This is a genomic window from Streptomyces sp. 1114.5 (genome assembly GCF_003635085.1).
Lineage (GTDB): Bacteria > Actinomycetota > Actinomycetes > Streptomycetales > Streptomycetaceae > Kitasatospora.
Window position 1 is genome coordinate 87,643 of the sequence record NZ_RBXE01000003.1, and the last position, 22,832, is coordinate 110,474.

Sequence of the window (22,832 nt, forward strand, 5' to 3'; positions counted from 1 at the left end):
CGCCCCCACGCGGTACCGAGCCCCGCCGAGCACCCGCCCGGCGGGGCTCCGCCGCATCCGCCGACTCCTTCCCTTGCCTAACCTATCGAGATTCGATAGATTCCCATCGCAACTCGATGGGAGGACAGGTCTTGGGAAAGCTGACAGTGCGCGCGCTGCGCGCCGTGCTCGTGGTGGTGCTCACCGGCAGCGTGCTCGTCCAGGTCTTGATGGTGTGGGCGCTGGTCAGCGGGAAGGACCAGGAGGGCGGTTCGCTCCCGTTGACCGCACTGCGCGTGATCACGATCCTGGGCATCGGCACGGCCCAGGTCGCCATGGGCTGCGTCTGGCGGCTGGTGACGATGGTGCGACACGGAACCGTCTTCTCCCACGCCGCCTTCCGCTACGTGGACGGCATCATCGGGGCCATCGTCGCGGCCGCGCTCGCGTGGTTCGCGATCACCGCCGTGAACGCACCCGGCCAGCGCGACGACCCGGGCGTCACCGGCATCATGGCCGGGATCGGCGTGGCCGTCCTCGGCGTCGCCCTCATCGTCCTCGTGCTGCGCAAGCTGCTCGCCCAGGCCGTCGCCCGCGACGTCGAAGCGGCCCGGATGCAGGCCGAGTTGGACGAGGTGATCTGATGCCGATCGCCGTCGACATCGACGTGATGCTGGCCAGACGGAAGATGTCCGTCGGCGAACTCGCGGACCGCGTGGGGATCACGCCCGCCAACCTGGCGGTCCTCAAGAACGGCCGCGCCAAGGCGGTGCGCTTCGCCACCCTCGCCGCGCTCTGCGAGGTGCTCGAATGCCAGCCGGGCGACCTGCTCCGCTGGGAGGCCGACGGCACCGGGAGCGGATGAATCACGGCATACGTGGTCGGATCCGCTCCCGGTCGCCGGCCGGTCCGCCGGGGTGGCACACGTCGTGCGGTGCCCCGGCGGACCGGCCGGTGGGATCAGGCGCGGGAGAGGAAGTAGCCGCCGTGGCCGGTGCAGCCGGCCGCCCAGTAGGCGCCCGCGAGGAAGCCCGGCGGGATCGGCGAGTTGGGGCAGACGAGCAGGCCGGGCTTCGCGATCTGGTGGTACCAGGCGCCGACGTTGTGGCAGCCGGGGACCTGGTAGCCGGTCACCACGTACCCCGGAACGATCGGGGAACCGCCGCAGGTCCAGATCCCGTCCTTGACGAGGCTGTGCTGCCAGGAGCCCATCCCGTTGCAGCCGAAGCTCAGGTAGTCGGTGAGGACGTAGCCCGAGTAGATCGGGGAGCCGCCGCAGCTGTAGAGCCCGTCCGCGTCCGGCTGCTGGAACCACGAGCCCCAGCCGCTGCAGCCGTCCTTGTTGAAGGCGGTGAGGACGTATCCGTTCGGGATGGCGGCGCCGGAGCAGGCCCACTGGCCGCCGCTGCTGACGCCGGCCGGCTGGGCGGCCGCGTTCGACGTGCCGGCGGCGGTGCCCGCGAGGACGAACGAGGCGATGAGCGCGAGCGCGCCCATGGTGGCGCCGAGGCCGCGGCGGACGACCGCGCCGGTGAGGCGCTTCCACAGGTGGCGAGGATGCATGATCGGTTCACTCCAGTCCTGGCGGCGGGCATGCGTGATGCCCGCTGGTCGGGGGGATGGACGAGCGGTGGATCGGGCCTCACCCTAGTGAGGAGATCATGCGTATGTCTGATGTTCGGACTGTGAAGAGCTCAACTTGGCCGGAACACGTTCGAGCGGAACGAAGAGCGGTGGGGCACCTGCGGTGCCCCGCCTGGCCGTTCGGGATGGAGCCCGTGGGTCAGTGGTCGAAGGTGAGCAGGGTCGCCACCGTTTTGCCGTCGGCGTCCAGGCACGCGGTCGTGTTGCACCCGTCCGGGCTGACCAGGATGCCCAGGACGGTGCCGGTGCCGGCTTCGTCCGGGATCATCAGCCAGTCGTTCGCGAAGTCGCCCTCGATCGGGTCCACCGGCCAGTCGGACGGGTCCACCGAGGCGTCCCGGAGGCTCTCGCGGAAGTTCTCCAGCAGCCAGCCGCTGCCTTCGGCGGCGCGCGCGTGCAGCGTGGCCCAGGTGCGTTCGAGCATCCGGGCGGCCGGTTCGATCCGGGTGGTGCTGGGGTCGGCGTGCAGCACGACGAGTCCGGAGGGGGTCGCCAAGCCGTCGCCGCAGTCGTCCATCCGGACCGGGAGGGTCTCGGTGGGGTGCACCAGAGCGGCCACCGGGACCGCGGGTGCGTCCTCGCGGGAGACCAGGTAGACGGGCGTGCCGCCGGGCCGCATCCGGACGTTCATGCCCTCCCACCCCAGCGGGTCGTGGATCGTGCAGTGGTCGGCAGCCCCCTGGATCGGACCGACCCGCTCGATCCGCCAGCCGTCGACGGTCCGCTTCACCTCGGACGGGTCGGCCACGGCCGTGAACAGGGCGGGCAGGTAGTCGTAATCGTCGTAGAACATCCGGTCTCCCCCGAGCTCGTAGGTGATCCGGAGCGTAGACCGTGGCTCTGACACACCGTCCCGCGGCCGGCGCTGCTCGGGCCGGTGACCGTCACGGGCCGGTAACCGTCACGGGCCGGCTTCCGTCATGGCCTGGACGATCACCGTGCGGGCGTCGTCCAGATAGCGCGTCAGCTCGACTTCGGCGTCGTCGATCTCGCCGGATTCCAGCAGGCCGGCGATCGTCTGGTTGCGGCGCAGGAACGGCTCGTGGAATCCGTGGGCCGAGGGGACCGCCGCGAAGGCCAGGCGCAGTTCCGCGACCAGCCTGGCCATGCACTCGTCGATCCGGTCGCTGCCGGCCAGTCCGGCGACGGCCTGGTGGAAGTGCAGGTCGGCGGTGCCCACGGCGACCCAGTCGTCCAGTGCCTCGGCGGACTCCGCGCGCGCGAGCGCGGCCCGCAGCGCGGACAGGTGTTCCGGTTTCGCGCTGCGCAGCGCCCGTACGCCGGCCATCTCCAGGGCGAGACGCAGCGTGTAGATGTCGGCGACGTCCCGGGGGGTGAGGATCCGGACGAAGACGCCGCGGTTCAGCTCGTGGACGACGAGGCGCTGGTCGGCCAGGAGGCGGAAGGCCTCGCGGAGCGTGTTGCGTGAGACGGCGAGTGCTCCGCCCAGGGCTTCCTCCGACAGGCGGGTGCCCGGGGTGAGCCGGCCTTCGGTGATGTGCTCGCGCAGGATGTCGGCCACCCGTTGGGCGATGCCGGTGCGTTCGAGCCGGTTCCGGTCGGCGGCGAGTGTGTCGAAGGTCCCGGTCATGGTCCGGCTCCTCCCCTGGTGTCGTGTCGGCGTCGGAAGGGGATACCGCCCGAAGTCTTGTCGGATTGTTCCACAATCCCCTAGCCTCGCGGCAACCCCCGTACGGTCGCGGCCCGTTGGGCCGTGGCCTTCATCCGCCGGGTGCGGACCGTGTCCGGCGGAGACCCCTCCGAAAGGCGGCCAGGAACATGATCGTTCTTGTCGGCATCCTCGTCGTGGTGGCGGGCTTCGCCACCCGGCGCAATCCGCTCCTCGTCGTCGGTGCGGCCGGCGTCCTCACCGGCCTGCTGGGCGGACTGAGCCCGGTCAAGGTCCTGGAGGCGTTCGGGACGGGCTTCGCCTCCAGCCGCTCGGTGACCCTCTTCGTCGTCACCCTGCCGGTCATCGGCCTCCTGGAGCGCCACGGACTCCAGGAGCAGGCCCGCACCCTGATGAACCGGCTGGCGAAGGTCAGCGCCGGCCGCCTCCTCGCGGTCTACCTGGTGGTCCGCCAACTCGCCGCCGCACTCGGCCTGACCGCACTCGGCGGCCCGGCCCAGGCGGTGCGGCCGATGATCGCGCCGATGGCGGAGGCCGCCGCCGAACGCAGGCACGGCCCGCTGACCGACCGGGCCCGCGAGCGCCTGCGCTCCTTCGCCTCCAGCGCGGACACCGTGGGCCTCTTCTTCGGCGAGGACTGCTTCCTCGCCGTCGGCTCGATCCTCCTGATCACCGGCTTCGTCAACGCGACCTATCACACCGGCCTGGAACCGGTGCAGCTCGCGCTCTGGGCGATTCCCACCGCGATCTGCGCGACCCTCGTCCACGGCGGGCGCCTGCTGCGCCTGGACCGCACCCTCACGCGTGACCTGACCGCCGCCGGTACCACTGCCCCCGCCCCCGCCCGTGTCCGGGAGGGGTCCAAGTGATCAAGGTCGAATGGCTCTACTGGCTCGTCGGGGCCGTCTTCGTCGCGATGGCCGCGCAGATGGCGGTCGACCGCACCAACCCCAAGCGCCTTGGCAGCGCCGCGTTCTGGGGCCTGCTCGGCGTGAGCTTCGGCTACGGCACGTGGGTCGCGGAGAAGAAGGCACCCGCCGCGCCGCTGGGCGTCGCCGTCCTGGCCGTGATCTGCCTGGCCGGCTTCGGGCTCACCGGACGCGGCACCCCGGCGACCACCACCCCCGAGCAGCGCGGCGCCTCCGCCGCCCGGCTCGGCAGCCGGCTCTTCGTCCCCGCGCTCACCCTGCCCCTCGTCGCGCTGCTGTGCGCCACCCTCCTCAAGGGCGTGCACCTCGGCCGCGGCACGCTCCTCCAGCCCGGCAGCGAGACGCTCCTCGGACTGGGCATCGGAGCGCTCGTCGCCCTGGCCGTCGCCCTCCTCCTCACCCGCGAGCGCAACCCCGCCGTCGCCCTGCACTCCGGCCGCGGGCTGCTGGAGGCCATGGGCTGGTCCCTGCTGCTGCCCCAGCTCCTCGCCGTCCTCGGCTCGATCTTCCAGACCGCCGGCGTCGGCACCCAGGTCGGCAAGCTCACCACCCATCTCCTGCCGGACGGCAGCAAGTACACCGCGGTGGCGCTCTACTGCGTCGGCATGGCCGTGTTCACCGTCGTCATGGGCAACGCCTTCGCCGCGTTCCCCGTCATGACCGCCGCCATCGGCTGGCCGGTCCTGGTCGCCCAACTGCACGGCGATCCCGCCGTCGTCCTGGCCGTCGGGATGCTGGCCGGCTTCTGCGGCACCCTGACGACCCCGATGGCCGCGAACTTCAACCTGGTCCCGGCCGCACTGCTCGAACTCAAGGACCAGTACGGCCCGATCAAGGCCCAACTGCCCACGGCAGGCGCCCTGTTGGTGTGCAACATCGCCATCATGTCGCTCTTCGCGTTCTGAGCCGGCCGGCCCTGCGTCCGGATCCCCCGACCGAACCGCGCGATCGACAGGAAAGGCCCTGACCGCCCATGACCCGGGTCCTGCTCACCGGCTTCGAGCCGTTCGACGGCGCCGCCCTCAACCCCGCCTGGGAGGTCGCCCGTCTCGTCGCCGACAACCCGCCCGCGGGACTGCACGTCACCCCCGCCCGGCTCAGCTGCGTCTTCGGACAGGCGGCCGACGAACTGCACACCGCCGTCCGGGAAGCCGAGCCGGACGTGGTGGTCTGCCTCGGCCAGGCCACCGGCAGGCCCGACATCACCGTCGAGCGGATAGCCGTCAACGTCGACGACGCGCGCATCCCCGACAACGCGGGCCGCCGACCCGTCGACCGGCCCGTCGTCCCCGGCGGACCCGCCGCCTACTTCGCCACCCTGCCCGTCAAGGCCTGCGTGGCCGCCGTCCGGGAGGCAGGCCTGCCCGCTTCCCTGTCCCACACCGCCGGGACCTTCGTCTGCAACCACGTCTTCTACGCCCTCATGCACTTCCTCGCCGCCGAGCGCCCCGGCACCCGCGGAGGCTTCGTCCACGTCCCCGCCCTGCCCGAGCAGGTCCTCGACTCCGCCACCCCGTCCCTCCCCGCCGCCACCACCGCCCGCGCCGTGCGCGCGCTGCTGGCCGCCTCGACCCGCCCCACCGACATCCACACCCACGAGGGCACCGTCCACTGAACCCGTCCGCCGGCCTCTCGGAGCGGGCGCGCGGACACGGCGGGCGCGAAGACGCGGCCGTTCAGGACGCGGCCGTTCAGGACACAGACGCGACGGCATGGCAAGGGGAGCGGCCCGATGTCAAGCCCAAGGAAAGCCGGCCGCACCTGAGGTGAACATCTGTCAGAAGATACGAGTGCCTGGTCGGAACGGGCCGTGCCAGGATCGTCCGCACAGTGACCGCCGGGGGGCGGTCACCGGCTCACCAGGGGCGACGTGGCCACAGCCGACATCAAGGCGGACCCGGATGTCCCGGGCGGACGGGCCCTGCCGGCCGGCCGCGGACGGTCCCACTCCCAGCACCGCGAGCACGTCCGACCACGAGCACCCGTCTGCATCAGGAGAACCACCGTGCGAGTCCTGTTCACCGCCCCCGGGGCGGTCGGCCACATCTTCCCCGTGATCCCCACCGCACTGGCCCTGCGGGCGGCCGGCCACGACGTCCTGTTCGCCGGCCAGCCGCCGGTCGCGATCCTGCGCAACACCGGACTGCCCGTCGTCGAGATCGGCGACGGCACCACCCTCAGGGAGGCCTTCGCCCGCGCCCTCCCGAAGGACGTCCGGTTCGCCGACGCGGAGCGGACGGAGGACGAGACGAACGAACTGAGCGCCCTCGGCTTCGCCGAGTTCGGCCGCTCGACCATCGACGACCTGCTGAAAGTCGCGGAGGACTGGCGGCCTGACGTCATCGTGCACGAGTCCTTCCAGGGCGCCGCACCGCTGGTGGCCGCCAGGTTCGGCATCCCCGCGGTGCGGCACAACTTCGGGGTCACCTCGGGCGGGGCGGCGGCCCGCCTGCGCCGACTGCTCGCCGACGACTACCGCGCGCGGGGGGTCGAGGCGAGCGCTGCGTCCACCGTCCTGGACGTCGTGCCGGCCTCGCTCGGCGGCGACGGCGGGGGCTGGCGCGTGCGGTACGTGCCGTACAACGGCGGCGGGACGATCCCCGCCGACCTGATCGGGCGCGGCACCAGGCCGCGGATCGCGGTGACGCTGGGCACGGTGTTCACCGACTGGGAGGGCATCGCGCCCGTCTCCCGCCTGATCGAGCAGGCGGGGGCGCTCGACGCCGAGATCCTGCTCGCCGCCGGCGACGCGGACCTCACGCCGCTCGGCACGCTGCCCGGCAACGTCCGGCCGCTGCCGTGGGTGCCGCTGAGCCAGCTGCTCCAGGCCAGCGACGGCGTCGTCCACCACGGCGGCTCGGGCAGCATGATGACCGCCGCCGCGCTGGGCGTCCCCCAGCTGGTCCTCCCCCAGGGTGCCGACAACTTCGCCAACGCCGCCGCCGGGCAGGCCAACGGCTTCGCGCTGTCCTCCAGCCTGGACGCCGTCGACACCGCCCTGCTCGACCGGCTGCTCACCGACGACGGCCTGCGGAAGTCGGCCGCGGCCATGAAGGCGGAGATCGACGCCCTCCCCTCCCCCGCCGACCTGGTGGCGGAATTCGAAGCCCTGGGCTCCGCCGGGGCGGCACGGGTCGGGTGACGGCCTGATCGCAGGAGGGGAGAGCGAGGCGCCCCGGCGGTCGGGTGGGCGGTCCCAGACCTCAACCGGCGGGCCGGGGAGCCTCGTTGGCCCCCCGGCCGTGCCGTTCCGCCTCCGGACGGCCCCGACACCGTAAGGTCCTCCCCGAGGGGACGAGGCCGGCCGGTCGCCCGGACCGGGGCGTCGGAAGGCGTCGGCCCATGGGAAGAACGAGACGAAGGGCCGGCACGCCACATGCAACAGCGCAGTCTGCGGGACCTCCAGGTGTCCGCCATCGGCCTCGGCTGCATGGGGATGTCCGCCTTCTACGGCACGGCCGACCAGGACGAGGGCGTCGCGACCATCCGCCGCGCCCTGGACCTCGGCATCACGTTCCTCGACACCGCGCAGGTCTACGGACCGCTCACCAACGAGTCCTTGGTCGGCGAAGCCGTCCGCGGGCACCGGGACGAGTACGTGATCGCCACGAAGTTCAACTACCGCATGGACAACGCCGTTCCGGGCGACATGTCGACCGTGGGCCGCCAGGACGGCTCCGCCGAGCACGTGCGCAGCTCCGTCCACGGTTCGCTCGCGCGGCTCGGCACCGACCGCATCGACCTGTACTACCAGCACCGGGTCGACCCGACCGTGCCCATCGAGGAGACCGTCGGCGCGCTCGGCGAACTGGTCGCCGAGGGAAAGGTGCGGTACATCGGGCTGAGCGAGGCGAGCGGCGAGACCATCCGCCGCGCCCACGCCGTCCACCCGGTCACCGCCGTCCAGAGCGAGTACTCGCTCTGGACGCGGGACGTGGAAGCCGAGGTGCTCCCCACCTGCCGGGAGCTCGGAATCGGCTTCGTGCCGTACTCCCCGCTGGGCCGCGGCTTCCTCGCGGGCCGCTTCAGCTCCCCGGACGAGCTCGACAAGGACGACTTCCGCCGCACCAACCCCCGCTTCACCGAGGCCAACCTGGCCGCCAACCTGCGGCTCGCGGAGAAGGTGAAGGAGATCGCCGCGGAGAAGAGCGTCACTCCGGCCCAGTTGGCGATCGCCTGGGTCCTCGCCCGCGGCGAGGACCTCGTGCCGATCCCCGGTACCAAGCGCCGCACCTATCTGGAGCAGAACGCGGGCGCGGTCGACGTCGAGTTGACCGAGGACGACCTGGCCCGGATCGACGCCGAGCTGCCCGAGGTGGCGGGCGAGCGCTACGACGAGGACGGGATGCGGGCGGTGAACCGCTGAACGACCACCGCTGAGCGACCGCCGCTGATCGCAGCCGGATCCGGGCAGCGTCGCTGCGGGATCCGGCTGCGATCACCCCGCGGCGACCGTGATCCGGCGCCGGATCAGATGAACCGCCACAGGTGGTCGCCGGTGCCGTTGTCGTCCCAGAGCACGGCCTGCGCTCCCGAGGCGGTGGAGGCACCGGAGATGCCGAGGACGCGGCCGCTGTCGGCGCACTGGATCCGGAAGGTGTCGCCGCCACCGTGGCGCAGGCGCCACCGGTGGTCGGCGGCGCCGTTGTCGGCCCACTGGACGATCCGGGTGCCGTTGGCGGTGCCGCCGTTCTCCGTGGCGAGGACCTTGCCGCTGTTGGCGTTGCGCAGGCGCAGGTAGCCGCCGGTGTCGAGGGCGGCCGTCCAGAGGTGGTCGGCGGTGCCGTTGTCGTCCCACTGGATGGCCAGGCCGCCGTCGGCGGTGGACATGTCCCGGATGCCGAGCAGCCGCCCGCTGGCGACGTTCTGGATCCGCCGGGCGCCGACGGGGGCGAACTGCCACTGGCCGGCGGCGGAACCGCTGTCGGGCAGCTGGACGGCTGCGGCGCCCTGGGCGGTGGAGCCGCCGGCGATGCCGAGCAGCTTGCCGCTGTTGACGTTCTGGAGCTTGTAGTAGCCGTTGCCGGCGTCGACGACGGTCCACCGGTGGTCGGCGGTGCCCGAGTCGGCCCACTGGAGGATCGGGGCGTTGTCGGCGGTGGACATGTCCTTCACGCCGAGGACCTTGCCGCTGTTGGCGTTGCGCAGCCGCAGTGCGGCGCCGTCGACGACGAGGGCCCAGTTGTGGTCGGCGGTGCCGGTGTCGGGCCACTGCAGGGCGAGGCCGCCGTCGGCGGTGGACATGTTCTGGATGCCGAGGACGAGGCCGCTGGCCGCGTTGACCAGACGGAAGCTCGCGCTGTCGGTCCGCCAGTAGACGGTGTAGTTGAAGCCCTGGGCGTCGTGGAACGGGCCGAGGTCGACCTTCGCTCCGTCGGCGGTGGCCGTGAAGGCGAGGGCGGTGCTGCTGGTCCGGGTGATCGTGGCGGCGTCCAGGGCCGGGAGGGCGGACAGCGCGGTGCTGCCGTAGTTGCCGGCCAGGACGGCGGGGCCGTAGGTGACCGCCGCGACGCCCGGGCTGTCGTTGGCGGCTTGGAGGGCCACCCGCATCGGGAGCTTCACGGTGACGGTGTCGCCGGAGGCCCAGGACCGGGTGAGGGTGGCGTACGTGCCCGGGGTGGCCGCGACGCTCTGCGCGACGCCGTTGACGCTGACGACGGCGCCCGAGGTCCACCCGGGGATGCGGACGCGCAGGGACCACGTCCCGCCGACGCTGCCGGTGACCTTGAGCGTCGTGGTGTCCTCGGCCGGGAACGCGGTGGTCTGGGTGACGGTGATGCCCCGCTGGGTCCAGTCCAGGACGGACGGCAGGAACAGGTTCACCGTGAGGGTGGTGCCGTCGTGGAAGTAGACGGAGTCCATCAGCTTGGTGTTGGACTCGACACCCGTTCCCTGGCAGCACCAGAAGGTGCCGTAGTCGGTGCTCCAGGTGCCGCCGCCCCAGGCCGGGCCCTTGCCCCGGCGGCCACCCGGGTTGAGGGAGCTGAAGTAGGTGATGTGGCCGTGCGGGTCGGCCGGGTTCTGGGCGCCGAGGACGTGGTTGAGCAGCGTCTTCTCGTAGAAGTCGAAGTACGAGGCCTGGTCCGGGTTCAGCTGCCACAGTTCCCGGGTCAGCTTGAGCATGTTGTAGGAGTTGCAGAGTTCGCAGGTGTCGTCGGTGAGGTAGCCGGAGACGGCGTTCGCGGCCCGGAAGTGCTCCGCCTGGCTGTTGCCGCCGATGGCGTAGGTGTGCGAGCCGGTGGTGATCGCCCAGGCGTTGGCGGCGATGTCGCGGTAGCGGGTCGTCCCGGTGGCCTTGTACGCGCGGACGGCTCCGATCCACTTGGGCACCTGCGTGTTGGCGTGCAGGCCGTTGAGCCGGTCCAGGTTCGCGGCGAGCGGGTCGAGGACGGCGGCGTGGTCGAAGCGCTGAGCGGTGGTCAGCCAGCGGGTGTCACCGGTCTGTTGGCACAGATCGGCCAGCACCTCGCTCATTCCGCCGAACTCGGTGCCCAGCACCGACTGCATCGTGCTGTAGCCGAGCGCGGCGGTGCGGCGGTCGACCCAGTCGGCGAGCGCGAGGAGCACGTCGCGGGCCTGGGTGTTGTCCAGGAGGCGCCACACGTCGAGCAGACCGGCCATGGTCTTGTGGACGCAGTAGTACGGGACGTTGCCGTTGCTCAGCCTGCCCGCTTCGAGGCTGGCGAAGTCGGCCTCGGGGAAGCCCGACAGGTAGCCGGCGGAGAAGCCCGCGGCAGCGTTGTTGGCCTGGCACTTGGCGAGTTCGGCCACCATCCGGTCGGCCTTGTCGCGGCAGGTGGTGTCGCCGAGCGCGACGGCGGCCTGGGCCCACGCCGAGAGGAAGTGGCCCTGCACGTGGGTGCGGAAGGGGAACCCCGGGTCGTCCCAACCACCGTTCGCGGCAGCGGCGTTGGTGGAGAGCCGGTGGTTGGCGCGGAAGTTGTACAGCAGGCGGTCGACGTCGACGAAGCGGAGGTAGGCCAGGGTGCGGTTCTGGTTGTCGAGCCATCGGCTGCTGGTGAGCCGGACCTGGCCCAGCTCGAACGGGACCGTCGACACTCCGACGTCGGACCTGACCGGGGGCGTATCCGCCGCGGCGGTGACCGGACCGAGGACGGGGCCGGCGGCTGCGGCCACGGCCGCGGCGCCGGTCGCCTTGAACACGGCACGGCGGCTGAAGGGGTGAGCCGGCATGGCGAACTCCATCGTGCGTAAGAGGAGAAAACGGGGAGTACAGCGGCCGCAGTCCTTCGCATGAGCGCGCGTCGCCGCCCAGGGGGCTTGGTGCGGCGCCCGCCTGTTGCAAGAGTGTTAACGCTCACAATTAGCGTGTCAATACTCTCGCCGGCAGTGCGGGCCAAGCCGTCCCTCGCCCCGTGCGCTCCTGCAGCCGTTGCCGTTCGGAAGCGGTTCGACAGTCCTTCGAGGGCGGTTCGACAGTCGACAGGTGAAAGAGCTGTGTCCTCCTGCGCACGGCCTTGCTGTGCTGAGGCTCCGTCATTACTACTGTCCACGGGCGCAAGCGCTTCGACCCTTCGCACCTGCGTCCGGCAAGCCCGGTGCTCGAAGGTCAGGGGACCGGGCGCCGTTCCCGCAGTTCTTGAGCGCGCCACCTCCGACGGGGCCGAGCCGCGCCGTCCCGAACCCGGATTCGCCGGCGGGCGACACCTGACGGCCGTCAGGTCCCGCCACCGGACCGGGAGTCCGGAACAACCCATCGCCGTCCTTGGAGGGACACATGAGATGGCACACCCGTGAATCCATCCGCGGCAAGAAGTCGGCCGGCTTCGGTCGGCCGGCCCTGATCGCCACCCTGATCGCAGCGTTCCTGAGCATCGCGTCTCCGGCACAGGCCCAGGTGTACTCCACCTGCGACCAGTGGGGTCAGTACACCCAGGGCACCTGGACGGTCTACAACGACGTCTGGGGCCAGAACCACGGACCGCAGTGCCTGACCGTCAACAGCATCAGGTCCTGGTACGTCGACGCCGACCACTCCGGCGGCGGGGTCAAGTCCTACCCGAACACCGGGGTCCGGCCCCGGACGCCGCTGTCGCAGCTGAACTCGGCGGGCTTCTGGTACAACACGTCGTCGGCTCCCGTCGCCGGCGGTGACTGGTGGGACTGGACGAGCGACCTCTGGTCGACCGGCAACCAGGACGAGATCATGGTCTTCACCAGCTGGTCCGGCACGTCGGCAGGCGGCTGGGGACGGCAGATCGCGTCCAACGTGACCATCGGCGGCATCCGGTACGCGTCGGTCTGGCAGGCCGATCCCGGCTGGAACGTCCTGCAGCTCATCCCCGCCCAGCAGACCGACACCGGCACCATCGACGCCTCGGCGGTCTGGCGCTGGGCCGCGTCGCAGAACCTCCTGCGCAACACCACCTTCGACACGATGCAGTTCGGCATCGAGATCACCTCGACCGGCGGCGTGCAGAAGCGGTACTCGCTGAACGCCTACAGCGCCTGGTGGAACAACACCTCCGGCGGCGGATCGAGCATCTAGGGCGGTCCGGCGGTTGACGGGCAAGCCCCGGGCCGGCGGCCCGGGGCTTGCCTCTTGCGCGCCCGATTCCCGCCGCAGGTGGCTGCTTGAGCGGCCGGCGTTCATCACGATCAGGTTTCAGCCATCGGCTCAAGGCTTGCCCTACGGGCATGTAATCGATTCCAATCGGGGGAACGCGTTGATGTAATCGATTCCACGAGGAGGTGGGGCGGCTGTGACGAGCATCAAGGACGTCGCCGCCGAGGCAGGCGTGTCCGTCGCCACTGTCTCGCGTGTCCTGAATGAGCACCCGTCGGTGAGCGAGGGCGCGCGGGCGCGGGTGCTGGCCGCCGTCGCATCGCTCGGGTACCGGCCCAACGCCGTGGCGCGGTCGCTGCGTACCGACCAGACCCACACGCTCGGCCTCGTGATCAGCGACGTGCTGAACCCGTACTTCACCGAGCTCGCACGGTCCGTGGAGGAAGCGGCGCGGGCGCTGGGGTACAGCGTGATCATCGGTAACGCCGACGAGCGGCCGGAACTGCAGGACCACCACGTACGGACGCTGCTGGACCGCCGTATCGACGGGCTGCTGGTCTCGCCCACCGACGGCGGGTCGCCGCTCATGCTGGACGCCGCCCGGGCCGGGACACCGATGGTGTTCGTGGACCGGTGGATCCCCGGCGTCGACGTGCCGGTGGTGCGGGCGGACGGGCGGGGTGCCGTACGGGATCTCGTCGTGCACCTGCACCGGCTGGGGCACCGGCGGCTGGCGATCATCGCCGGGCCGGCGGCCACCACGACCGGGCAGGAGCGCGTGGAGGCGTTCCGCGAGGCGCTGGCGGAGTGCGGCCTCGACCTGCCGGACCAGTACATCGGCCAGGGTGACTTCCAGGCAGCCAGCGGCCGGCGGGAGACCGAGCGGTTCCTCGACCTCGCCGAGCCCCCGCAGGTCGTGTTCGCGGCGGACAACCTGATGGCGCTGGGCGCGCTGGACGCCGTACGCGCCCGTGGCCTGCGGGTGCCGGAGGACATCGCGCTCGCCGCGTTCGACGACATCCCCTGGTTCGTGCACACGGACCCGCCGATCACCGCGATCGCCCAGCCCACGGGCGAGCTGGGCCGGGCCGCCGTGCGCGCGCTCGTGGACCGCATCGAGGGGCGGCCGCCGCGCTCGGTGACGCTCCCCGCCCGTCTCGTCGTTCGCCGCTCGTGCGGCGAGAACCCCGTGACGAACGAGAACCCCGCAACGAACAGGAGCCAGTCGTGAGCAACGCGGACGAGTTGCTGCGCATCGAGGGCATACGGAAGACCTTCCCCGGGGTGGTCGCGCTGGACCGCGTCGACTTCGACCTGCGGCGGGGCGAGGTCCATGTGCTGCTCGGTGAGAACGGCGCGGGGAAGAGCACCCTGATCAAGATGCTCTCCGGTGCCCACACCCCCGACGAGGGCCGCATCCTGGTCGGCGGTGAGGAGGTCCGCATCCATGGTGCGCAGGACTCCGAGCGACTCGGGATCGCCACCATCTACCAGGAGTTCAACCTCGTCCCCGATCTGACGGTCGCCGAGAACATCTTCCTGGGGCGCCAGCCGCGCCGGTTCGGGGTGATCGACCGGAAGAGGATGGAGGCGGACGCCTCGGAGCTGCTGGATCGCGTCGGCGTCAGCGTGTCGCCCCGCGCGCGGGTGCGCGAACTCGGCATCGCACGCCTGCAGATGGTCGAGATCGCCAAGGCGCTGAGCCTGGACGCGCGGGTTCTGATCATGGACGAGCCGACCGCCGTGCTGACCTCCGAGGAGGTCGAGAAGCTGTTCGTGATCGTGCGCAGGCTGCGCGAGGACGGCGTCGGGATCGTCTTCATCACGCACCACCTGGAGGAGATCGCCGCCCTCGGGGACCGGGTCACGGTCATCCGGGACGGCAGGTCGGTCGGGCAGGTGCCCGCCTCCACGCCGGAGGAGGAGCTCGTCCGGCTGATGGTGGGCCGGTCCATCGAGCAGCAGTACCCGCGCGAGCGGGCCGTCCCGGGCACCGCGCTGCTGTCCGTGGAGGGACTGTCCCGGGACGGTGCCTTCCACGACGTCAGCTTCGAGGTGCGGGCCGGCGAGGTCGTCGGCGTCGCGGGGCTGGTCGGGGCGGGGCGCACCGAGGTGGTCCGGGCCGTGTTCGGGGCCGACCCGTACGACCGCGGTACGGTCCGCGTCGCCGGGGCCGACCTGAAGCGGCACGACATCGGCGCCGCCATGACCGCGGGGATCGGGCTGGTGCCCGAGGACCGCAAGGGTCAGGGGCTGGTGCTCGACCAGTCGGTCGAGGAGAACCTCGGACTCGTCACCCTCAAGGCCGCCACCAGGGCCGGAATCGTCGACCTCAGGGGTCAGCACGACGCCGCCGAGCGGATCGCCGGGCAACTCGGCGTACGGATGGCCGGGCTCGGTCAGCAGGTGCGCACGCTGTCCGGCGGCAACCAGCAGAAGGTCGTCATCGGCAAGTGGCTCCTGGCCGACACCAAGGTGCTGATCCTCGACGAGCCCACGCGCGGCATCGACGTCGGCGCCAAGGTCGAGATCTACCAGCTCATCAACGAACTGACGGCGACCGGGGCCGCCGTCCTCATGATCTCCAGCGATCTGCCCGAGGTGCTCGGGATGAGCGACCGGGTGCTGGTGATGGCCCAGGGCCGGATCGCGGGCGAGTTGTCCGCCGACGAGGCCACGCAGGACGCGGTCATGTCGCTGGCCGTGAGCAATCCCACTACCGAACTGGAGGCCCCCCGTGGCCGCTGAAACGCTCAAGGGCGGTACGGGCGCCGGTGGCGCCGCGGCGTTGCGCCGTCTGCTGCTCGACAACGGCGCGCTGACCGCGCTGATCGCCCTCGTCATCGCCATGTCGGCGCTGTCGGGCGACTTCCTCACCACCGACAACCTGCTCAACGTCGGCGTCCAGGCGGCCGTGACCGCCGTCCTCGCCTTCGGCGTCACCTTCGTGATCGTCTCGGCGGGCATCGACCTGTCGGTCGGTTCGGTGGCCGCGCTGTCGGCGACCGTGCTGGCGTGGAGCGCCACGGCGCACGGAGTGCCGGTGGCCGTCGCGGTGCTGCTGGCGCTGGCGACGGGCGTGGCCGCCGGCCTGGTGAACGGCTTCCTGATCTCGTACGGCAAGCTGCCGCCGTTCATCGCGACGCTCGCGATGCTGTCGGTGGGGCGTGGCCTGGCACTGGTGATCTCGGACGGATCGCCGATCGCGTTCCCGGCCTCCGTCTCCCACCTGGGTGACACGCTCGGCGGGTGGCTGCCGGTGCCGGTACTGGTCATGGTGGCCATGGGGCTCGTCACGGCGTTCGTCCTCGGCCGTACGTACATCGGCCGCTCGATGTACGCCATCGGCGGCAACGAGGAGGCGGCCCGGCTCTCGGGTCTGCGGGTGCCCCGGCAGAAGCTCGCGATCTACGCGCTGTCCGGTGTGTTCGCCGCGGTCGCCGGTGTCGTCCTGGCCTCCCGGCTCTCCTCCGCGCAGCCGCAGGCGGCCACCGGGTACGAGCTGGACGCCATCGCCTCCGTCGTCATCGGCGGCGCCTCCCTCGCCGGGGGTACCGGCAAGGCGTCGGGGACGCTGATCGGCGCGCTCATCCTCGCGGTGCTGCGCAACGGGCTGAACCTGCTGAACGTCTCCGCGTTCTGGCAGCAGGTCGTCATCGGTGTCGTCATCGCCCTGGCGGTGCTGCTCGACACGGTGCGGCGCAAGGCCGGGGTCTCTCCCACGGCGATCGGGGCGCCAGGCGGCGGAAGGGGCAGGCAGGCCGCCACGTACGGGATCGCGGCTGTCGTGGCGGTGGCGATCGTGGGTGCGACGTCGTTCCTGCACGGCGATCCGAAGGCCGGCACCCGGAAGATCGGCCTCTCGCTCTCCACGCTCAACAACCCGTTCTTCGTGCAGATCCGGTCGGGTGCGCAGGCCGAGGCGAAGCTGCTGGGGGTGGACCTGACCGTCACCGACGCGCAGAACGACGCCTCGCAGCAGGCCAACCAGCTGCAGAACTTCACCAGTTCGAAGCTCGCGGCGATCGTCGTCAATCCGGTGGACTCCGACGCGGCGAGCAACTCCGTGCAGGCCGCGGGCAAGGCGAGGATCCCGGTCATCGCCGTCGACCGCGGCGTCAACAACGCCGAGGTGAACGCACTGGTCGCCTCCGACAACGTCGCCGGCGGCGAGCAGGCGGCGAAGGCCATCGCCGACAAGCTCGGTGGCAGCGGGAAGATCGTGATCCTCCAGGGGCTGGCCGGTACCTCCGCCGCGCGCGAGCGGGCCGAGGGCTTCGCCAAGGGACTGGAGGCATACCCGGGGATCGAGGTCGTCGCGCAGCAGCCGGCCGACTTCGACCGGACCAAGGGGCTCGACGTCATGTCGAACCTGCTGCAGGCGCACCCGGACGTCCAGGGTGTCATCGCCGCGAACGACGAGATGGCGCTCGGCGCGGTGAAGGCGCTCGGGTCCAAGGCCGGCGAATCCGTGCAGGTCGTCGGTTTCGACGGGACTCCCGACGGGCTGAAGGCGGTCGAGCAGGGGGCGCTGTACGCGTCGGTGGCCCAGCAGCCGTCGCAGCTCGGGAAGATCGCCGTGGACAACACGGTCAAGGCGATCAAGGGGGAGAAGGTCGAGGAGACCATCAAGGTGCCGGTGAAGGTGGTCACGAAGGAGACCGTGGCCGGGTTCAGCGGCTGAGACGGGGAAAGGGGTGGCCGGGGTGCCCGCGGAAGCGGGGCTCCGGCCGCCTCGTTTCGGATTTCCTGCTTTTCGGATTTCCTGATTGGGGAGTTTCATGGGTTTCACGTACGACTACGACGTGCTGGTCGTGGGGTCGGCCAACGTCGATCTCGTGATCGGTGTCGAGCGCAGGCCCGGGGCCGGGGAGACGGTGCTCGGGTCGGACCTCGCCGTCCATCCCGGCGGCAAGGGGGCCAACCAGGCGGTCGCCGCCGCGCGGCTCGGGGCGCGCACGGCGCTGCTCGCGCGGGTCGGGGACGATGCGAACGGGCGACTGCTGCTGGAGTCGCAGCGCAGCGCGGGGGTCCACACGGAGGGCGTCCTGGTGGGCGGGGCCCCGACCGGCGTCGCACTGATCACCGTCGACCCCTCGGGGGACAACAGCATCGTGGTGTCGCCCGGTGCGAACGGGCGGCTCACGCCGGAGGACGTCCGGGCCGCCGGGCCGCTGTTCCGCGCCTCGCGGGTGGTCTCGACGCAGTTGGAGATCCCGTTGGAGTCGGTCGTGGAGGTCGTGCGGCAACTGCCGTCCGGCACGAGGTTCGTGTTGAACCCCTCTCCGCCGCAGGCGCTGCCGGCCGAGGTGCTGGCGGCCTGCGACCCGCTGATCGTCAACGAGCACGAGGCCCGGGTGATCCTGGGCGGCGAGGCCGTCGACGACTCCCGCCCGGCCGGCGACTCCCGCGCCGACGACGACTCCCGCTCGGCCGACGATCCCGCCGCATGGGTGCGGGAGTTGCTTGCGAGCGGGCCCCGGTCGGTCGTGGTCACGCTCGGCTCGGAGGGCGCGTTGGTCGCGTCCGCCGGGGAGGAGGTCGTACGGGTCGCGTCGGTGAAGGTCGACGCCGTCGACACGACGGGTGCCGGCGACTCCTTCACGGCTGCCCTGGCCTGGAAGCTGGGCGCGGGGGCCTCGCTCGCGGAGGCCGCCGGGTACGCCGCCCGGGTGGGCGCCGTCGCCGTGACGCGGCGGGGGGCCCAGGAGTCGTTCCCCACCGCCGAAGAGGTCGAGGCGCTGTGAAGAAGGGCGGGATTCTGAATCGCCATCTCGCCGGAGCCGTCGCCGCGTTGGGGCACGGTGACCAGGTGCTCGTGTGCGACGCGGGGATGCCGGTTCCGGACGGGCCCCGGGTGGTCGACCTCGCCTTCCGGGCGGGGATCCCGTCGTTCGAGGACGTACTGGCCGGGCTCCTCGACGAGTTGGTGATCGAGGGCGCACTCGCGGCGCAGGAGGTACGGGAGGCGAACCCCGCCGCGGACGGGCTGCTGACCGGCTCCTTCGCCGAACTGGCCTACGTGCCGCACGAAACGCTGAAGGAGCTGAGTGCGGGGGCACGCCTGGTGGTGCGGACCGGGGAAGCCCGGCCGTACGCGAACGTGCTGCTGCGGTGCGGGGTGTTCTTCTGATCGACCTTCGAACTTTCGAACTTTCGAACTTTCACCGATGGGCTGCTGACCTGCTAGTATTCCTCTCGTTGCGAGGGAGATGATTCCTCGCCAGGCGTCAGCGGTGCTACCAGAGCACGTCCTACTTTCAGTAGGAAGAGTCCGTGCAACCCGGGCCTGGCGCTCCACTGTCGGGCGGGGTCCGGCACCCACACGGGTGCCGGACCCCGCCCGCTTTGCGGCAGCTCCGTCCGCCCTGCCACGCGAGCCGAACGCGCCCGGAGCCTCAACGTGGCAGAGGGCCACGCCGTTGCACCGACACGGTGCCGTGCAGGACGCGGCCCGCCCTGAGCTCCCGTTCGAACCTCCGGGTGAAGACGTCCAGACGTTCCTCGGGCTCCAGTTCGAGCAGGTCGGGCGGCCAGGTGTCGGGCGGCACGAGGATCAGCACCGCGGTGCCCCGGCCCTCGGCTGCCGCCAGCCAGCCGGGCGACGCCTCGACCCGCGTGTCCGGCTCCCACGTCTGGCGCCCGCCGACCAGCGCCAGGCGCTTCACCCGGCCCTCGCCCACCTCGACGGCTCCGCTCGTGTCCGGGGGCTCACCCGCTGCGAGCGTGAATCCGCTGTCGAGCGCGGCCTCCATCAGGTCCGGGTAGAGGTCCGACCCGACTTCCACGATCAGTTCCGCGAACGAGCGCCCCTGATCCACCTGGTGCACCGCCAGCGCCCACACCATCGGTGCCCGCGCCCCGCCGTTGTCCGTTTCGTCAGCCACACCCGCTCAACGAGCCAGGGCACCGGCCGTACCCGGGTCCGCCCGTACTTCCGACGGACAGTGCGGCGCCGGCCGACCGTAGGGTCCGAGGACGTGGCCGGTACGCCGACCAGGACCCGCCCCGCCGGCAGCCGCTCCGGGCGCTGGTAGACCCAGAACGACTGTGCCCCGACCGGGCCCCGGGGCTGCCGCGCCGGCTCCCGGTCCTCCAGCTCCTCCAGGTCCTGCGCGAGCCGGCGCAGCCGGGCGGCGAACTGCCCGGTCAGGTGTGGGTCCTGCTCGGCCGGTGAGTCGAGCAACTCCGCTACTATCACGCCGAGTTCGCCCAGCGAGCCGGGCAGCACCGGGTGTCCGAGCAGCGCATGCATCGTGGTACCGAGCGCGGACAGGTCGGAGCTCGGCGCCGGGGGGAGCGTGCCGAAGCCGAGGATCTTCACGACTCCGGTCGGGGTGAGCAGCAGCCGGGCGGGCTCGATCCCGCCGTGCGCCATCCCGGCCCGGTGCGCGACCGCCAGGGCCTCCGCGACCTGGGCCCCGAAGTCGGCGACCTCGGCCGCCCGGTACCAGCCGTCCAGCAGGTGGTCCTCCAGCGTGTACCCGTCGAGCCGCTCCATGGCGAGGAACGGCCTGCCCTCGTGCTCGCCCGCCTCCAGCACCGTGACGATCCCCGGGTGCCGCAGCCGGACGGCCGGCCCCGGCGCCTCGGCCGGCACCTTCACCACCACCGGCTGCCCCGACCCGGTGTCCCGCGCGAACCGGACCTTCCCCACCCCGCCGGCCTCGATCCGGTACCGCCCGCCGACCACACTGCCGATCTCCATGCCGCTTTCCATGCCCGCCCCCCGTCGGCCTCTGCCGCCGGGGGATCCGGGCGGGGCCGTGGTGATCAGTGTGCCGCAGCCGGGTGGTCCCGCAGCGGGCGGCCCCGCGGGGTGGTGAGCCGGCTGCGTGTGTCTGAGAATCGGATGATCCGTGAGACGGCCGGCGAACTCCGGTGGGATGCTGTGGCCTTGGTCCGGCCCACCGCATCGACCCCCGGGAGAACCGCCCATGCCGCTGTTCGGCAGTCGCAAGAACGTACCGAAGCCGCTGTGCGACGAGCACGGCCCGTGCAAGGCGCTGGCCGGGATCTCGGTCTTCGAGGTCCGGGACCGGCTGCGGCTCCTGGTCACCCCGACCCGCGGGCTGGGCCCCGACCCGATGGCCCGGCAGATCGACGACGAGCTGTCGGTCGTCCTGTGCGTCAACGGCGGGAAGCGGGGTGGGACGACCGAGGCCCTGTCGATAGCCGAGCACGCCGCCGACCAGTGGAGCGTCAGCCGGGCCGAGCTCTGGGAGCGGGCCTTCGCCAACCTGGCCACCGAGCAACTCAACCGGCAGTCCTTCAATGCGACGAACGGCGACGTCCTCTACGCCGTCAACGGGACGGGGGTGTGGCCCGGCGCGGCCCAGGCCCTGCGGCTGGAGAACGCCCTGGGCGGGGTCGAACTCCCCCACGGCGCCCTGGTCACCCTGCCGACGAGCAACGCGTTCTGCGCGGCGCCGATCCGCAGCAGCTCGTCGCTGAACGCGATCCGCTTCATGATCGACCTGTCGAAGCAGCTCCAGGCCAACGATCCGGCCCCGCTGACCTCGTCGATCTTCTGGTACCGGGACGGCTGGCTGGAGAACCTGAACGTCGGCGACAACGGCATGATGCGACCCTCCGCCCGCTTCCGGGAGCTGGCGAACCGCCTCCCCGCCACCTGACCTCCCGGTCCCGCCGCCCGGCCTTGTCGCTGCCGTCAAAGGCTCAACAGCAGGTCCCGGACCGTGTCCGGCTGGGACAGGAACGGGTGGTGGCCGGAGTCGAGTTCGACCATGCTGCCGGCTCGGCGGGCGAAGTCCCGCTGCAGGTGTGGCGGGGTGCCGCGGTCCCGGGCACAGACGAGGTAGGTCGAGGGCACCTGCTGCCATGCGGCCGCCCCGACCGGCTGCCCGGTCACCCGCACGCTCTGCCGGGCGAGGTGGTGTGCCGCCTGCGTCTGGATCTCGGGGGCGCAGTCCTGCAGGAAGACGTCCACGAGTAGCTCGGGGCGGACCCCGAAGGTTCCGGCGTCGGAGTCGATGTCGAGGAACGGGGCGGGGCTGCTGCCGCCGAAGTCGGACAGACTCTGCCCGACCTCGGGCAGGTAGCTGGAGATCATCACCAGGTGGCGGACCGACCCGACACCCGCGGCGGCTTCCGCGGTGACGACGCCGCCGTAGCTGTGGGCGACCACGACAGTGGGTTCATCGCTGTCGAGCAGCGCCTGCCGCACTGCCGCGACGTCCTCGGAGAGCCCCGGACCGTCGCGGCCCCCGGGACGGCCCGCCTCGCCGCAGCTCGGCAGCGCCGGCGCCACGCTCAGCACCCCTCGCTCCCGCAGTGACTCCGCAGTGCGGTGCCACCACCACGACCCGTCCCGCACACACGCCCCGTGCACGAACACGATCCTCATCGCCGCCTCCACGTCCGCCTCGGCTGCCTCTCGACCAACGATAGGTAGAGAGGTGGCGCCGGCCGTCAAGGATCGGTCTCCGTGCCCTTTGGCACCGCATGCGCGCGTGTCGAGACTCGTCGTTGACCGGGTCAGTTACCCGGATGGGAGGCTGCCCAGCCTTGTTCGAGCAGGGCGAATGCCTCGTCGGCAGCCCGGCGCGGTTCGGGGTGCTGCAGGATCAGGCTGCGGGCCGCCAGGGCGAACCGGGCCAGGGCGGCGCAGCTGACGTCGTCCTCGGGTGCGCCCACGGCCTGCGCGATGGCCTGCGCCAGGGCCGTTTCGTGGCGGGTCCACATCCGTTGGGAGTAGTCGCGCAGCGCGGGGGTGTCCTGTACCAGGCGGGTGAAGTCGGCGAACCGCGGGTCGGCGGCGTGGACGGCGAACCGGGTCTGGTGCAGCAGCAGGTGCTCGCGCAGGGCCTGCGGGATCGACCGGCCCGGGGGCCGCTCGCGCACGGCCGCGACGAGGGCCGCTTCCAGGTCGTCGTCCTGGTCGAAGACCAGTGCCTCCTTGCTGGTGAAGTGCTTGAACAGGGTGGTCACCGAGACGTCTGCGGCGTCGGCGACGTCCTTGACGCCGACCTGGTCGTAGCCGCGTTCGAGGAAGAGTTCGAGTGCGGCGTCGGCCAGGGATTGGCGGGTCTGGGCCTTCTTGCGCTCGCGGCGCCCCATCGCTTCGGTCACTCGACCACCATAGCCCGACGTGCATCCACTC

Annotated in this window: 22 protein-coding genes; 14 read left to right on the forward strand and 8 right to left on the reverse strand. The window is 71.7% G+C overall.

Going from position 1 to position 22,832, the window contains the following annotated elements:
* Positions 1 to 131 precede the first annotated feature (131 nt).
* Positions 132 to 623, forward strand: coding sequence for a DUF2975 domain-containing protein (locus BX285_RS31790; RefSeq protein ID WP_121179156.1), 492 nt, complete (start codon positions 132 to 134; stop codon positions 621 to 623).
* Positions 623 to 844, forward strand: a complete 222-nt coding sequence (locus BX285_RS31795; protein WP_097240797.1) for a helix-turn-helix transcriptional regulator — start codon at positions 623 to 625, stop codon at positions 842 to 844. Before BX285_RS31790 ends, BX285_RS31795 begins: the two co-directional genes overlap by 1 nt.
* Positions 845 to 939: 95 nt before the next feature.
* Here the strand turns inward: BX285_RS31795 and BX285_RS31800 are convergent, their stop codons facing one another.
* From BX285_RS31800 to BX285_RS31810, 3 genes are all read right to left on the reverse strand, one after another.
* Positions 940 to 1,542 (reverse strand): hypothetical protein, encoded by a 603-nt coding sequence (locus BX285_RS31800; RefSeq protein ID WP_097240796.1) that lies wholly within the window; start codon positions 1,540 to 1,542, stop codon positions 940 to 942.
* Between the two features lie 220 nt (positions 1,543 to 1,762).
* On the reverse strand, positions 1,763 to 2,416 hold the full coding sequence (locus BX285_RS31805) for a hypothetical protein (protein WP_121179157.1): 654 nt from the start codon (positions 2,414 to 2,416) through the stop codon (positions 1,763 to 1,765).
* Positions 2,417 to 2,524: 108 nt separating this feature from the next.
* A complete protein-coding gene (locus BX285_RS31810) occupies positions 2,525 to 3,214 on the reverse strand; it encodes a GntR family transcriptional regulator (RefSeq protein ID WP_097240794.1) in 690 nt (229 codons plus the stop codon).
* A gap of 188 nt (positions 3,215 to 3,402) precedes the next feature.
* On the opposite strand from BX285_RS31810, the gene BX285_RS31815 reads away from it, so the two are divergent.
* The 5 genes from BX285_RS31815 (at position 3,403) to BX285_RS31835 (ending at position 8,548) form a co-directional block, all read left to right on the forward strand.
* Positions 3,403 to 4,122: a DUF969 domain-containing protein gene (locus BX285_RS31815; RefSeq protein ID WP_097240793.1), complete on the forward strand. Its 720-nt coding sequence runs from the start codon at positions 3,403 to 3,405 to the stop codon at positions 4,120 to 4,122.
* On the forward strand, positions 4,119 to 5,087 hold the full coding sequence (locus BX285_RS31820; RefSeq protein WP_121179158.1) for a DUF979 domain-containing protein: 969 nt from the start codon (positions 4,119 to 4,121) through the stop codon (positions 5,085 to 5,087). Before BX285_RS31815 ends, BX285_RS31820 begins: the two co-directional genes overlap by 4 nt.
* 68 nt (positions 5,088 to 5,155) lie before the next feature.
* Entirely contained in the window at positions 5,156 to 5,797 is a 642-nt protein-coding gene (pcp, locus tag BX285_RS31825; protein ID WP_121179159.1) for a pyroglutamyl-peptidase I, read from the forward strand.
* Between the two features lie 390 nt (positions 5,798 to 6,187).
* Positions 6,188 to 7,324 (forward strand): nucleotide disphospho-sugar-binding domain-containing protein, encoded by a 1,137-nt coding sequence (locus BX285_RS31830; protein WP_183107296.1) that lies wholly within the window; start codon positions 6,188 to 6,190, stop codon positions 7,322 to 7,324.
* A 234-nt stretch (positions 7,325 to 7,558) separates the two neighbouring features.
* Positions 7,559 to 8,548 (forward strand): aldo/keto reductase, encoded by a 990-nt coding sequence (locus BX285_RS31835; protein WP_097240789.1) that lies wholly within the window; start codon positions 7,559 to 7,561, stop codon positions 8,546 to 8,548.
* Between the two features lie 104 nt (positions 8,549 to 8,652).
* Here the strand turns inward: BX285_RS31835 and BX285_RS31840 are convergent, their stop codons facing one another.
* On the reverse strand, positions 8,653 to 11,376 hold the full coding sequence (locus tag BX285_RS31840; RefSeq protein WP_121179161.1) for a beta-L-arabinofuranosidase domain-containing protein: 2,724 nt from the start codon (positions 11,374 to 11,376) through the stop codon (positions 8,653 to 8,655).
* Positions 11,377 to 11,920: 544 nt separating this feature from the next.
* On the opposite strand from BX285_RS31840, the gene BX285_RS31845 reads away from it, so the two are divergent.
* The 6 genes from BX285_RS31845 to rbsD all read left to right on the forward strand — a co-directional run bounded on the left by BX285_RS31845 (position 11,921) and on the right by rbsD (position 18,842).
* Positions 11,921 to 12,691: a hypothetical protein gene (locus BX285_RS31845; protein WP_121179162.1), complete on the forward strand. Its 771-nt coding sequence runs from the start codon at positions 11,921 to 11,923 to the stop codon at positions 12,689 to 12,691.
* 214 nt (positions 12,692 to 12,905) lie between these two features.
* Positions 12,906 to 13,940 carry a LacI family DNA-binding transcriptional regulator gene (locus BX285_RS31850; protein WP_097240786.1) on the forward strand — a complete coding sequence of 345 codons (1,035 nt, stop codon included), beginning with the start codon at positions 12,906 to 12,908 and terminating at the stop codon, positions 13,938 to 13,940.
* On the forward strand, positions 13,937 to 15,457 hold the full coding sequence (locus BX285_RS31855) for a sugar ABC transporter ATP-binding protein (RefSeq protein ID WP_121179163.1): 1,521 nt from the start codon (positions 13,937 to 13,939) through the stop codon (positions 15,455 to 15,457). The genes BX285_RS31850 and BX285_RS31855 overlap by 4 nt, the downstream gene beginning before the upstream one ends.
* Positions 15,447 to 17,393, forward strand: a complete 1,947-nt coding sequence (locus tag BX285_RS31860; RefSeq protein WP_121179164.1) for a substrate-binding domain-containing protein — start codon at positions 15,447 to 15,449, stop codon at positions 17,391 to 17,393. The genes BX285_RS31855 and BX285_RS31860 overlap by 11 nt, the downstream gene beginning before the upstream one ends.
* A 97-nt stretch (positions 17,394 to 17,490) precedes the next feature.
* Positions 17,491 to 18,456 (forward strand): ribokinase, encoded by a 966-nt coding sequence (locus tag BX285_RS31865; RefSeq protein WP_121179165.1) that lies wholly within the window; start codon positions 17,491 to 17,493, stop codon positions 18,454 to 18,456.
* Positions 18,453 to 18,842, forward strand: a complete 390-nt coding sequence (rbsD, locus tag BX285_RS31870) for a D-ribose pyranase (RefSeq protein ID WP_121179166.1) — start codon at positions 18,453 to 18,455, stop codon at positions 18,840 to 18,842. The genes BX285_RS31865 and rbsD overlap by 4 nt, the downstream gene beginning before the upstream one ends.
* A gap of 265 nt (positions 18,843 to 19,107) precedes the next feature.
* Here the strand turns inward: rbsD and BX285_RS31875 are convergent, their stop codons facing one another.
* Together BX285_RS31875 and BX285_RS31880 are read right to left on the reverse strand one after the other, a co-directional pair.
* Positions 19,108 to 19,530: a hypothetical protein gene (locus BX285_RS31875; protein ID WP_183107297.1), complete on the reverse strand. Its 423-nt coding sequence runs from the start codon at positions 19,528 to 19,530 to the stop codon at positions 19,108 to 19,110.
* Positions 19,500 to 20,417 (reverse strand): protein kinase domain-containing protein, encoded by a 918-nt coding sequence (locus BX285_RS31880; RefSeq protein WP_183107298.1) that lies wholly within the window; start codon positions 20,415 to 20,417, stop codon positions 19,500 to 19,502. Before BX285_RS31880 ends, BX285_RS31875 begins: the two co-directional genes overlap by 31 nt.
* A gap of 229 nt (positions 20,418 to 20,646) precedes the next feature.
* Between BX285_RS31880 and BX285_RS31885 the strand changes: the two genes are divergently transcribed.
* A complete protein-coding gene (locus BX285_RS31885; RefSeq protein WP_121179169.1) occupies positions 20,647 to 21,345 on the forward strand; it encodes a hypothetical protein in 699 nt (232 codons plus the stop codon).
* A gap of 35 nt (positions 21,346 to 21,380) precedes the next feature.
* Here the strand turns inward: BX285_RS31885 and BX285_RS31890 are convergent, their stop codons facing one another.
* Both BX285_RS31890 and BX285_RS31895 read right to left on the reverse strand, forming a co-directional pair.
* Entirely contained in the window at positions 21,381 to 22,076 is a 696-nt protein-coding gene (locus BX285_RS31890; protein ID WP_121179540.1) for an alpha/beta fold hydrolase, read from the reverse strand.
* A gap of 131 nt (positions 22,077 to 22,207) precedes the next feature.
* Entirely contained in the window at positions 22,208 to 22,789 is a 582-nt protein-coding gene (locus BX285_RS31895) for a TetR/AcrR family transcriptional regulator (RefSeq protein ID WP_097240779.1), read from the reverse strand.
* Positions 22,790 to 22,832: the final 43 nt, after the last annotated feature.